General features: G+C 28.7%; 11 protein-coding genes. 1 reads left to right on the forward strand and 10 read right to left on the reverse strand.

The annotated features are described in order from the left end of the window. Positions 1-10: 10 nt before the first annotated feature. The 6 genes from V6137_RS19010 to V6137_RS19035 all read right to left on the reverse strand — a co-directional run bounded on the left by V6137_RS19010 (position 11) and on the right by V6137_RS19035 (position 8,123). On the reverse strand, positions 11-700 hold the full coding sequence (locus V6137_RS19010) for a hypothetical protein (protein WP_425449558.1): 690 nt from the start codon (positions 698-700) through the stop codon (positions 11-13). Between the two features lie 151 nt (positions 701-851). Continuing rightward, positions 852-1,721, reverse strand: coding sequence for an ABC transporter permease (locus V6137_RS19015; RefSeq protein ID WP_425449559.1), 870 nt, complete (start codon positions 1,719-1,721; stop codon positions 852-854). Next, the gene (locus V6137_RS19020) at positions 1,714-2,643 is read right to left on the reverse strand and encodes an ABC transporter ATP-binding protein (protein WP_425449560.1); all 930 of its coding nucleotides are present in this window, start codon (positions 2,641-2,643) and stop codon (positions 1,714-1,716) included. The genes V6137_RS19015 and V6137_RS19020 overlap by 8 nt, the downstream gene beginning before the upstream one ends. Next, a complete protein-coding gene (locus V6137_RS19025; protein WP_425449561.1) occupies positions 2,643-5,069 on the reverse strand; it encodes a hypothetical protein in 2,427 nt (808 codons plus the stop codon). The genes V6137_RS19020 and V6137_RS19025 overlap by 1 nt, the downstream gene beginning before the upstream one ends. A 131-nt stretch (positions 5,070-5,200) precedes the next feature. Next, positions 5,201-6,328: an MFS transporter gene (locus tag V6137_RS19030; protein WP_425449562.1), complete on the reverse strand. Its 1,128-nt coding sequence runs from the start codon at positions 6,326-6,328 to the stop codon at positions 5,201-5,203. A gap of 145 nt (positions 6,329-6,473) precedes the next feature. Further along, positions 6,474-8,123: a sensor histidine kinase gene (locus V6137_RS19035; RefSeq protein WP_425449563.1), complete on the reverse strand. Its 1,650-nt coding sequence runs from the start codon at positions 8,121-8,123 to the stop codon at positions 6,474-6,476. A 288-nt stretch (positions 8,124-8,411) separates the two neighbouring features. Between V6137_RS19035 and V6137_RS19040 the strand changes: the two genes are divergently transcribed. After that, positions 8,412-9,254, forward strand: coding sequence for a CPBP family intramembrane glutamic endopeptidase (locus V6137_RS19040; protein ID WP_425449564.1), 843 nt, complete (start codon positions 8,412-8,414; stop codon positions 9,252-9,254). Positions 9,255-9,507: 253 nt separating this feature from the next. Here the strand turns inward: V6137_RS19040 and V6137_RS19045 are convergent, their stop codons facing one another. From V6137_RS19045 to V6137_RS19060, 4 genes are all read right to left on the reverse strand, one after another. Next, positions 9,508-10,044: an NUDIX hydrolase gene (locus tag V6137_RS19045; RefSeq protein WP_425449565.1), complete on the reverse strand. Its 537-nt coding sequence runs from the start codon at positions 10,042-10,044 to the stop codon at positions 9,508-9,510. 36 nt (positions 10,045-10,080) lie between these two features. After that, positions 10,081-11,010, reverse strand: a complete 930-nt coding sequence (gene pfkB, locus V6137_RS19050; RefSeq protein WP_425449566.1) for a 1-phosphofructokinase — start codon at positions 11,008-11,010, stop codon at positions 10,081-10,083. A gap of 17 nt (positions 11,011-11,027) precedes the next feature. Beyond that, positions 11,028-11,882: a tagatose bisphosphate family class II aldolase gene (locus V6137_RS19055; protein WP_425449567.1), complete on the reverse strand. Its 855-nt coding sequence runs from the start codon at positions 11,880-11,882 to the stop codon at positions 11,028-11,030. Between the two features lie 68 nt (positions 11,883-11,950). Beyond that, positions 11,951-12,949, reverse strand: coding sequence for a BadF/BadG/BcrA/BcrD ATPase family protein (locus V6137_RS19060; protein WP_425449568.1), 999 nt, complete (start codon positions 12,947-12,949; stop codon positions 11,951-11,953). Between the last annotated feature and the right edge of the window lie 149 nt (positions 12,950-13,098).

Raw genomic sequence — 13,098 nt, forward strand, 5'->3', positions numbered from 1 at the left:
ATTAAAGCTATTAAACTGCATATAATGCAGCTATTTCCTTTTTAATTTCATCATTTTTCTTCATATCTTTAAGTTTTTTCTTTAACTTAATTAATTCTTTATCTATTTTTTCCTTTTCCTCTTTAGTAAGGGTTTTATCCTCTTTTATATCCCTTTGAACCTTAGTTATCTTTTCTTTTTCAACTTCTATTATCTTATTATTTTCCTCTTTTTCTTTTGCTCTATTATATGCCTTTGTTGGAATAAATCCAACAGTTATAGTTAATATCATAGTAAATATGATAAGAAATATTACCTTTGTAGGTGGTTTTAGCTTTATTTTAGATTTAATATTATTATTTTTAAGACTATTGATGGTGTCTTTTTTCTGTATCATAGCCATGCTTCCCTTTTCTTCAGATAATTCTAAAGAGGTTATAACCCGTTCCTTTAGTCCAAAACTATCTGCTAGATTTGCCGTATCATTGTATGATGGAAATTTTAATAATGATATTATTACTCCCAATGATAAGCATATAGATTGGGTTAATAATACTTTTTCCCATATAAATGTAATGGGTATAAATCTAGATATGATTAATAACAATAGAGATGTACAACTTCCTATCAACAGTGAATAGAAAATATAATTTACAAGCTTTTTAAAATATAGCTTGATTTTGATTGGTTTTAGTAAATTTTTAATCTCTTTATCAAGCATATTTTCACCTCCTACATAGACCTTTTACATATATATTTATAATTTTTTGGATTTAAAGTTGGACAAGGCATGCCTTGTCCCTACATCTATTATTATATATTAGTTATACCGAAGAATGAATTCTCATCTATCCAGACTAATATATTTAGACCTATTTCTTTCTTATTTTGTTCCCAAATTTCTTCATTGGATTTATCCTAATAGATGCCAATACTAAAAATAGTATGGACAGTCCTATATATGTAGCTATGTTAGTAAATAATACTTTAGAAGCACTTGGCTCTTTACCTAAAGTAAAGATCCTCCAAAATCCACTCCAACCGCCACTATTAGACAGTATCCCGCTCAATCCAGTAAAGGGATTTACATATAATAACTTAGCCATAAAATCAAATCCTTTAGTTTCATCAAACCTATAATAAATATTACTAATTATAAATAAAATAACATATATACCACCGGTTATAAACATAGTTATTAAATAACTTACAATGGTTGAAGTAATACTTTTTTTAAAAACAGAGGACAAGAATATTCCCATGGATCCTAAAAATATGGATATAAGTATAAAATATCCATATATCAGTAATATATCACCAATTCCGATTAAACCATATATGGTTAACACACTGTATACAGGAATAGAAACCACTAACAACAGTATAACCTGACTTATCCCTGTCATTAACTTTCCAAGGACTATTGAACCACTTGACAATCTTGTACAAAGTAAAATATCAAATGTTCTTCTTTGCTTTTCCCCGGAAATACTTGATGATGTTGTGGCAGGTACAATAAGCATTATAATTTGCATTTGAAGAACTATAAGTACCGTTGTAATCATTGAAAATGACTGAACATAACTACTTGAGTAATAATCCCTTCCCCCTTCAGAATATGCAAAGTAAAACATTGTAAGGGCAATACCACTTAATAATAATACATATATTGAAATTAAAATTGTGGTTTTCCATGTTCTCATTTTACCCTTTAAATCTTTTTTAAGTACTGGATTAATCATCTTTATCACCCCTTGTTACCTTCATAAATACCTCCTCTAGTTTTCCTTCGGTGTCAGTAAAGGATGTAACAGGTATATTATTTTCTATAAGATACTTTAATATCTTTGCCCGGATCTCCTTATCTCCATCATATGTAAACTCTATATAGTCATCATTATTGTAAACTTCTCCTATTTTAGGATATTCCTTTAGTATTTGTATAGTATGGTCATAATTATCTAGAACCTTTATTTTAATATTATTTCCACTATATATTTCCGACATTATATCTTCAACTTTACCATTTATGACTATTTTACCATCTTCAATAATCCCTATATGGCTACATAGTTCCGAAAGTTCCGATAGGATATGGGAACTAATAAGTATTGTTTTTCCCATTTTTTTAAGTTCTTTTAATATATCCTTCATCTGAATCCTAGCCCTTGGGTCCATACCCGATGCCGGTTCATCTAGAATCAGTAAGCTAGGATTATGAATTAAACTTCTAGCTAAGCATAATCGCTGTTTCATTCCCCTAGATAAATTATCCACATAGGCTTTTCTCTTATGGGATAATTCTACTAAATCAAGGAGATCTTTTATCATAACTTTTCTTTCTTCCTTTTTTAATCCTGCCACATCTCCATAAAAATCTAAATATTCCTCTGCTCGCAAACTATCATATACTCCGAAAAAATCAGGCATATATCCTATCATGTCTCTAACTTCTTTTATATTTTCATTTACTTGAATATCATTTATAAATATTTCTCCAGAGGTTGGTTTTAGTAAAGTCGATATCATTTTTAGTGTGGTTGTTTTTCCCGCTCCATTTGGTCCAACAAACCCAAATATTTCACCCTCATTTATATTAAGGGATATGTTATCCACAGCTATAAACTTTCCATATTTTTTTGTAACATTCTCTAATCTAAGCACTATTTAGCTACCCCCTCTATATAAAATTGAGGGATATTAACTCCTCTATCTCTAGTTTCAGCCTCAATTTTTAACTTAACTCCCATTTCTTTATCATAATATCTATCCATACTATCTTTATCAATTATTCTTTCAACATCAACATATGTTGAACCAAAGTCTTCCCACTTATTAGTTTTATAATTAAAGATATCTATGTCTATTTCATCGGATAACATATCACTATTTGAATGAACTTTTATTTTAGTTATATCTATATCCTTTATAGGCTCCATTTGGATCAGGGCACTTCCATCTAAAAATACCTCATCATAGTCTTTATTTATTTCTCCATCCATTAGATTAATATTAGGTGGTATAACCCCATAGGGCATTATTACTTTATCTCCCTTTTTATAGCTTATATTAAGGGGAATAACAATAAGATTTCTATCTATTCTTTCTCCGTAACCATCATTTATCTTAATACTAGAACTAATAGGTAGCCTACTCCATCCAATAAGTAATGCTTTATTCATCTTAGGATTTATATTGTAACTATCCTGTAGATACTTTAGTAATACACCTCTCTTTACACTATTATCAAGTAAATCTCCATCCAATTTCATATTATATGGACTATAGTGCTCAGTGTACCCATATAAATCATTGGTTAATTCTTGATAAAAATCAAAGTCACTTAATGATACTTTTCTCTTTTTCAACCTAATGTTAATTTCCTTTTCTTCGTCTATATTTAAATCTCCTAGCCTTTGATAATTATACCCATAAATAATAGAAGTATCTTCAAGTCTTAAGGGATATAGATTTTTTATATTTCCGGTTATCTTTTCACTGTTTATATTTAAGCTATAATCCAAAAATTTTTTATCCTTTATTGTTTCAGTTGTCTCTAAACTTTCTAAATCCCATTTTTCTCTATTTTTAAGTATTATATGTTTTTTATTCTCAAGTATATACTCAATATCATATTCTCCATCAGCATTATTCCAAAGCAGTTCATCTATAAACTCCTCCGGTATATTATAATTAATATTATTAGCTATTTCTAAATCAACATCCCCTTGATTAAAAGCAAAGATTGATGATACAGTGTCTAATTTTATCGTTTCATTTTCTATATCTACATTGGCAATTGTTAAACTATTTATTAATGGTTTAGTAAATCTATTAGTATTTCCCCAGAAATACATAATTGATGTAAATATAAGAACCATTGCTGGTATGGTAATCCATCCCCACAATCTTTTATCTAACTTTTTCAAAATTATATAGTTAATAGGTCCCACTAGTATTAAAAATATAGCTAAAATTATAGCTATAACCCTTAATGAGGGCAACCTTTTTGTAGGAACACGCTGGGTTATATTATTATACATCCTTTTATAATATGAATGGTCATTGTCCATATTAATATTATTAATATAGCTATTTAATTTATCTTGTAAAAAAGTATCTTTTTTATTCCAATCAATAAATGGTGATAACCCTAAATCAAAACTTGTTATTATAACATTTCCGTCCCCTACTTTTTTTCTAAATATTAATTTAGTATCACCTTGGGCTTCTATTACATCTCCATCACCTTTATTACCATCTATTATAGATAGTGATTTATCACTTTTGAAAATATTACCATTACTATCTTTAAAGCTAGAATAATCTGTTATATTCTTTGTTCCATTTACACTAATGAAGTTTAATTTTCCCAATCCCTTTAATGTCTTTTCATAGTTAGGGCCTGTTCCAACTACTAAAAGTCCTCCCTTTTCTACCCAAGTTTCCAATGCAAAAACTTCACCTTCCGTTAATTTCTCACTATTATAATTATTAATTACTATTGTATTAAAGAGAGTATAATACTCTGGATTTTCCAATAATTTACCATCTAGCCTCACTGTTTTTGGATCTCTCATATCTCCCCTTCTATCTTTAAAGAAAATTAGATTAAGGTAATTTAAAGCCTCGGCATCATCACTTAAAACTCCAATCCCAACGGAGTCCCTTGATGACCCTTGTTGAATCTTAATATCCTCATCCCATATTTTGTTTCTATTATCATCTATTATTCTAACAGTCATAGTATCGCATCTTTCAAATATCTTTACACCCACTAATACTTCCTTTGTTGTCCCCTTTGCCATGGTTAAATCTTTTGTGTATTTAACCCCTAATTCTTTAACATCTTTTCCATATTTTCTTTCTTTCCTAAAAATAAGTTGAACTTCACCATTAAAATCTCCATAATTATTTTTTATTTTAATCCTTGCCGGGGTTAATGTATCATTTTTGTAATAAGCATTAAAACCTAACTTGTATAAAATCTCAAAATCCCCTTGTCCAAAGGCTTTAAGGAAAAAAGGTCTCAATGGAGATAAAAGTATTGCTATTAAAACCCCCATAAATATTATTCTTTTCTTTTTCATATACTCCCTCCATATAAAGTGATTTACTTTAAATTTATTAATACTACAAATCATATTATTTCTACAATGATCTATATTTCCCTTCACTTTTTTTCAATAATTAAATAAAATTAACAATTATTCCACATTTTTTATTTATATCTTATCTTTTTGACTATAACCAAACATATGAGTCCAATTAAACTAAATATGCCAAAAAAAGAATATACATATGATATTCCCATATAATCTAAAACATAACCCCCAAATAATTTACACACCATTCCACCTAACCCCATACTTAAGGCTCCATATATAGTCATTGCCGTTGCCCTTAATTCTTCCCTTGTGTTTTCCCTAATAAACTGGGCAGCACTTATTAAATAGGTTCCTATAGATACTCCCTGTAAAAAGAATAAAAATAGTATTATTGTTGGTGATGGGCTAGTTCCATACCAAAACCATCTAGTCATTGAAATTACAGCGGAGAATATTAATATATTTTCTAATCCCCATTTTTTTATAAACCTATGGGTCAAGTTCATAAATGGAGCTTCACTACCTGCAAAAAGTAAAAATGCTAAACCAATTCCAGATATTGTTCCTCCTAGGGCTTTATATAATAATCCAAAATAATTATTATGCCCTGCAATAGTACCACTTATAAAAAAAGTGCTTAATAAAAATATTACATATCTCTTGTTGTGGAATAACTTTTTCACATCACTTAATTTTATATTGATCTTTGGCTGTTTTTTTATATCAATAGGCTTTAAAAATAATAGAGCTATAACGTAGGCTATAGCAAGAATTATAAATATTAAATGGAGACCAAATTTATCTGCTATGGCCCCGGATATTAAAACAGCCATTGCAAAACCAATTGCTCCCCACTGTCTAATCTTACCAAAATCTATTTGTGACCCTAGCGCCATGGTCTCTATAATAGGACCTATACCACTTTGAAATAGGTACAAAAAACCAAATATTATAATTAATAAATAAAAATATTTAATAAAAGGTATAAAGAGTGAAATAACTATAGTAGCTATAATTATAGTCCCCACTATCTTTTTTGTTTGCTGTGTTTTATCACATAATAACCCCCACATTGGTTGTGCAAATATTCCTATAAAGGATGTCATTGAAGTTATTATCCCTATTTCTTTACCATTTAAACCTATAGATTCCAAGTAGTTTGAGAGAAGTGGTCCCATGGAACCTATGGCAAAAAAACCAAAATAAAATAATCCAATATAATTTCTATATAATTTTCTCATTTGTTTTTTCTCCTTTACTATCATATACTTTTTTTATTTTTAAAAAGATTTCAACCATATTATTTCTACAAATACTTAAAGTTACCTCTATTTTTTTCTTATCTATTATACTTACCTCTAATAGATCATACTGCTACTACCATTACTACTTCATTAAATCCATATATATATCCGAAAATTCTAAATTTATTCTTTCAACATTACCATTTGGTGTTAAAATTATATCATCTTTAATTCCACTGCTATTGTCTACTGTAACATTTGGTAAAGATATAATAAATTCACTTCCTTTATTAGGTTCACTTTTTAGACCTATTTTTCCACTATGCATATCAACTAGAGATTTTACTAATGATAAACCCATTCCACTACCCTCAGTCATTCTCTTAGTAGATTTATCTACTTGTATGAACCTTTCAAATATAGATTCTTGCATTTCAAAAGGAATTCCTATCCCAGTATCCTTCACTGAAATACAGATATAGTTGTTTTTTTCATAAATATTAACATAAATATCACCTTGTTTCGGAGTGAATTTAACCGAATTGGATAATAAATTTAAAATAATTCTTTCTATTTTATCCGGATCACAGGCAATAACTTTGGTCTTAACATCTGAATTAAATACTAAATTTATCTTTTCATTACTAATATAATCATCTACTGAATAAACTATTTGTTTAATTAATCCTACTATATCATAGTTTTTTAAATTAATTTTATAGTTACCTGTATCAATTTTAGTAGTATCTATTAGATTTCCTACTAACCGAATTAATCTATAGCAATTTTGTTTCATAACCTTAATATGCCTATTAAGCTTTCCTGTATTATCTTTTATCAGTCCATTTTTCATATATAAATTTATCATCTGCTGTGTACTGTATATTATATTTAGGGGGGTTTTTAATTCATGGGATATATTTGCAAAAAACTCATTTCTAAGTTCTTCGTACTCTGTTTTTTTATCCAATAAACTTTTTTGCTTTTCATATGATAGCTTATTTTTTAACGATTCTATCTCTATTTCGTGCCTTTTTTCTATCTCAGCAACTATTTTTTTATTGGCTTCTTTCAATTCATTAGTCTTTTTTTCAACTGTTTCTTCCAATAAATAATTAGACTCTTTTATTTTTTTATTTATTTTCTCTATAGTCTTTACATTTATATATTCATTTACAAAATTTGAAAATCCCATATTAGATACCATTATTGCTAATATTAGTAAAAAAGAAGAATTCACTATATTTCCACTTATCTGTTGTGGATCTACATTTATCATAAACATACCTTTAATGAATATAATATAAGATATAAAGTATATAGTTAAATTGGATATGGGATCTATTATAAAAATAGATGCCATACAAAAAGCACCAATTATATATGCTGAGATTTGACCATGTATCATTTGGGCATTTAGTGCAAGGAACACACACCATATTAATACCAAAGTAACAGAAATATTTCCAAAAAGTTTATGTCTATATAAATATTTCAAGATATTATTCTTGTTTTTTATCGATAAAAATAAAATAAATATACTTAACCCTACTATGCCAATAATATGAAGATAAAATAGGTATCTATAACTTTCTATATTTTCTTCCATATCACGAAACTTTATAATATCTATAAATAAAAGTACCGTATTCATAATTAGTAGAACAGAATATAATACCTTCCGCCTCCCTAGATTAATCATTATTTGTTCTTTAATAATCTGCTTCTTTTCTTTATTTGTTAACCTATAGTAATCTAGACCAAATATTCTACTTAATATGGAATGATTCATAGTAAATACCGCCCTTCTATTTTCTTTGAAATCAAAAGTTTTTAACCTTCTATAACATATTACTTTATGACTTTTTCCTTTATTTTAATATATATTCTTTCTTTTTCTTTTAATATCCTTTGTCATATAACTTGTTCTTTTGTCATATATTGACTTGATAAAATATAAAACAGTACCTTGTTTTACAATGTACCATGTGTTATTATATATATATAGTATGCAAGGTACATTGTAGTACCTTTTAGTTTAAATATATATAACTAACAAATTTTGAGGGGGGCAGTTTACATGAAAAATTTATTTATTAATAATAATAACCAACTAAAATTACCATGGAAAATCATATTAGCCTTAATAATTGCTTTTATCTTTACCATTATATTTTCTATGATTGGAAGTACATTAGGAATAGAAGTATTAAGTGAGGTATCTATTTTTATAGCTTTTATCGCTTCTACTCTAATTATGATAAAACTCGTTGGAAAAAAAACTCTGATTAATATTGGTTTTAAGTCACTAACTAAAAACTATAAAAGTCTTTTATGGGGATTATTATTTGGAGCTCTATTAGTAATATTTAACCTTATAATTTTAGTAGTTATAGGAGATTCCAGCTTTGCAACCCCTATTATATCCCCTAACTTTACTTCCAACTTGATAAAACAATTGTTAATATTTATACTGGCAGCCCTTGGGGAAGAAATGTTTTTTAGAGGCTATTTTATAACTTCGCTACAGCAAATGAAAAAAGATTGGTTAGCAATAATAATAGCATCAGCAATATGGGCTTTTTTGCACGGTGCCAATCCCAGTTCTAGTCTATTGCCTATTATTAATATAATTTTAGCTGGATTGTTGTTATCTTACTTATTTATCAAGACAAAAAATATTTGGATTGTAGTAGGATTTCATATTTCTTGGAATTATTTACAAGGAAATGTATTTGGTATAAAAGTAAGTGGAAGAGATGTTGGGGACAGTATTTATTTAATTGATATGAAAGATACTCTAATGAGTGGAGGTTCCTTTGGTCTAGAAGGTGGTTTAGCAAATACAATAGTTCTACTGTCATTTTTAATATTGTTATGGTTTATCTTTAATAAAATGGAAAAAATAAAGAAACACCTGTAATCACAGGTGTGATTGACATTGCAATAGGTGTCCTATAACCCCAAAAACTCTTCCCCTCATATGATCAGGTGTAGTGCGCTGTATCATAACTTATATTGGAATATTTATAACAGCTATTCCACCTATCATTTTCTTAAATTAAATAATTCTCTAATTTTAATTATAACATTAGCCGTTTATTTAATTGTGATTATATATATTAGATGTTTATTTAAATCAATATTTTTGATAAAAAAAGGAAATCTATAATATATTATAGATTTCCTTTTTTTATCAATTGTTTTCTTATCTGTTCCAATACAGAAGCTTCTCTAGTTACCCATCTAGGAACTTGTTTATTATCAGAATTAATTATTAATGCTTTATTGGCTTTAATAGCATCATCAATATTAATCCATACAGGTCTGAAACCTAAATCCTCTTCATATTCATCTAAGCTTTGTTTTTCAAACTTGTCGTCAATTTTACAAATATAATAATAAGATGTCATCTTAAATACATCATACTCTTCCTCTGTGGGAATATCATATTCGGTCACTTTCCCAAAACCTTTCTCAATCTTACAAACCATGGCACCACTTTCTTCTTTAACTTCCCTCAAAAGGGTCTCTTCATGGGTTTCATTTCTCTCTAATCCTCCACCAGGAAATTTATAATCTCCATTTTTCCTAGAATGAATCATGAGTATTTTTTCTCCATTTATAATTATTCCCCTTACTGCTTCTCTATATATTGCCTTTCCTTCTTTATTTACTTGTTCCTTATGGATTATTTCTTTTAATAAATTCATAAATACCCCCTAGAATTTGTCTTTATAGTATTTTTTTCATTTTAATCCTTCAATAAAAACTTTACTCATTATATTATTAATATTTTTAAGTTTCACTGTACCGGTCCCTAAGTCCATAGCATTAGCAGTTCCAACACTTGCTGCAAAAGATAATATGTTTTTTAAGTTATAACCCTTTCTTAGACCAACTGCAAATCCTGCCACCATGGCATCTCCTGAACCCACTGGATTCCTCACTTTAACCTTAGGTACTTTAATTCTAAAAATCTTATCATCCTTTAGCACTATTGAGCCCTTTTTCCCTAAAGAAATCACTACAAACTCAATCCCCTTATTTACCAATCTTCTTCCACTGGTAATAATATCTTCTTCATTATCCAGTCTTTTTCCTTCTATTATTTCTAATTCTTTTTTATTAGGCTTGATAAGATAAGGGATTTCTTTTATACCTTCTATTAATGCTTCGCCACTGGTATCTAGTATAAACTTTATATTTTTTTTCTTGGCTATTTTAATTAACTTTCTATATATATTAGAGGGTATATTTTCAGGTAAACTCCCTGAAGCACAAATTATATCTGTTTTACTAATCATTTCTGTGTATTGCTCTAAAAAAAGATTTAATTCTTTTTTTGAGATTTTAGGCCCAGACTCTAATATTTCTGTTTGACCAGAGTTTTTAGATAATATTGCGATACAATTCCTTGTATGCTCCTTTATATCTATAAATCTATTCTCAATATCTAATCTATCTAATTCCTTTGATATAAAATTTCCATTCTCTCCACCTAAAAATCCAGATGCTATAACAGGCTCTCCTAAGGTATGCACTATCCTTGCTACATTTAGTCCCTTCCCTCCAGCTGTCCTTTCCACATTTTTAGGACGAAAAATTCCATTTCTATGGAAATCTTCTATATCATATCTTTTATCCACAGAAGGGTTTAATGTTATAGTAGTAATCAAGATAAATCATCTCCCATCTATAAAGCCTTTCCATTACTTCCACATAACTTGATTTTTTCCATTACTATTTCTTTCATAGCAGCTTTCCCTGGAAGCATGTATTTTCTAGGATCGTTGGCCCTAGGATTATCAATAAAATATTTTTTTACTCCATCAGAAAAGGGGATTTTTAATTCTGTGGCTATATTAACCTTACATATACCCAACTTTATGGATTTTCTAATGCTATCATTAGGTACTCCTGAAGCTCCATGTAGTACAAGGGGAATGTCTACAATTGAATTTATATTTTCTAACCTTTCAAAGTCCAACTTAGGTTCTGTTTTATATAATCCATGGGCGGTTCCTATAGCTACTGCTAAGGAGTCAATGTTTGTCCTTTTTACAAATTCTACTGCATCCTTTGGATTTGTAAACATCGAATCCTTCTCAGAGACTATAACATTATCCTCCTTTCCCCCCAATTTCCCCAATTCAGCTTCCACTGTTACTCCTTTTTTATGGGCAAACTTTACTATTTCCTTGGTTTTATTAATATTTTCTTCAAATTCCTCATGGGAAGCATCTATCATTGCAGAACTAAAACCTATATCAATATATTTTTTTATTAAATCTACTTGTCGAAAATGATCTAAATGTAATGCTATGGGAATATTATACTTTTTACTGGCAGCATTTCCTATAGCGACTAAATACTCTGGTTCTGCGTATTTAACCGTACTTGGAGTAGCTGCTAGTATTACTGGTGATTTTAATTCCTTTGCTGCCTCTAATACCACTTGTATAGTTTCTAAATTATGTATATTAAAAGCGGGTACTGCATAACCTCTATTTTTAGCATCTATTAGCATATTCTCCGTTGATACAATCATAATTTCACCTACCTACTATGTTAATTTTAATTAGTTGAAGGATTGCCCATCCTCGACAATATAAAAATTTATAAATCTCTTTGAAACACTGTCTTCTCTTGGAATTTTAATATATTAATAATATCTTTGCTACTTTTTTCTTTATGTAACATTAATGCATATAAAGATGCTCCTGTAATTGGTTTAAATATGGGCTCTACAATTTTTATACTTTTATTTATGTTTTTCACATATTCTTTTAAAGGAGATAGAATATATTCTCCTGCGTTAAATACTCCTCCAGAGTAGGAAACTAATATATTATCATTTAAATTAAAGTCTAATTTTTTTATAATTGCCTTTATTGTCAAACTCTGTTCATAGGCTGCTTCTTTAAAAATTGTCTTTGCGTAATTGTCACCTTTTTTAGCTGCTTTATATAATAACTTAGATATACTAGCTATCTCACTTCTTTTAAACGCTAATTCATTATATATTATATTTATTAAATCAAAATCCCTTTCTATATTTAATTCATCCTTTATAATGCAATATATAGGTGTTTTTTCTAGCCTACCATCGGATTCCTTTGTAAATAATTCTATAGCCTTTTTACCTAACCAGTATCCTGAACCTTCATCACCACAAAAATATCCCCATCCACCAACTCTAATCTTATTTCCCCTTTGATCTATTCCATATCCTATGGAACCAGTCCCACTTACAATATTAATACCAGGCTGACAGGCTAAAGAACCGGCCCATCCTACTTCCACATCATTACCACATTTATAGGATTTAGATTTTAAAATATTTTCAACTATTTTTCTCAGTTTGGGAATATCTTTATCCACTTCTCCAAAGGCGGGAAGTCCTAAAAAGGAGTAAGTAATATTAGAAATATCTATATTCGCTTTCTTACACACCTCATTTACTCCTTCTTCCAATACTTTTTTAAAAGTATCTATAGACTGTTCAATGTAATGACAACTATTTCTCCTAGTATATCCCCATATCTTTCCCTTGTCGTCTATAATCATAAAATCTGTTTTAGTACCGCCACCGTCTACCCCTAAATATCTCATCATATCTCCCCCCCCTTACAAAAGCTGGTTTTGTCAAAAGTTTTATCAAAAAACCTTGACAAAACCTTTATTTTTACAAATTTATATATAAAATACTTGCCACCCCCCAAAAATAGGGTACAATTTTATTGACAAGATAAAATTAAGACCAA

Origin of the sequence: Dethiothermospora halolimnae (assembly GCF_037577855.1) — a bacterium.
GTDB classification, from domain to species: Bacteria; Bacillota; Clostridia; order Tissierellales; family VENL01; genus Dethiothermospora; species Dethiothermospora halolimnae.

Coding starts and splice junctions, on each gene's coding strand:
- V6137_RS19010 (WP_425449558.1), bottom strand. CDS start 700: ATGCTTGATAAAGAGATTAAAAATTTACTAAAACCAATCAAAATCAAG.
- V6137_RS19015 (WP_425449559.1), bottom strand. CDS start 1,721: ATGATTAATCCAGTACTTAAAAAAGATTTAAAGGGTAAAATGAGAACA.
- V6137_RS19025 (WP_425449561.1), bottom strand. CDS start 5,069: ATGAAAAAGAAAAGAATAATATTTATGGGGGTTTTAATAGCAATACTT.
- V6137_RS19030 (WP_425449562.1), bottom strand. CDS start 6,328: ATGAGAAAATTATATAGAAATTATATTGGATTATTTTATTTTGGTTTT.
- V6137_RS19035 (WP_425449563.1), bottom strand. CDS start 8,123: ATGAATCATTCCATATTAAGTAGAATATTTGGTCTAGATTACTATAGG.
- V6137_RS19040 (WP_425449564.1), top strand. CDS start 8,412: ATGAAAAATTTATTTATTAATAATAATAACCAACTAAAATTACCATGG.
- V6137_RS19045 (WP_425449565.1), bottom strand. CDS start 10,044: ATGAATTTATTAAAAGAAATAATCCATAAGGAACAAGTAAATAAAGAA.
- V6137_RS19055 (WP_425449567.1), bottom strand. CDS start 11,882: ATGATTGTATCAACGGAGAATATGCTAATAGATGCTAAAAATAGAGGT.
- V6137_RS19060 (WP_425449568.1), bottom strand. CDS start 12,949: ATGATGAGATATTTAGGGGTAGACGGTGGCGGTACTAAAACAGATTTT.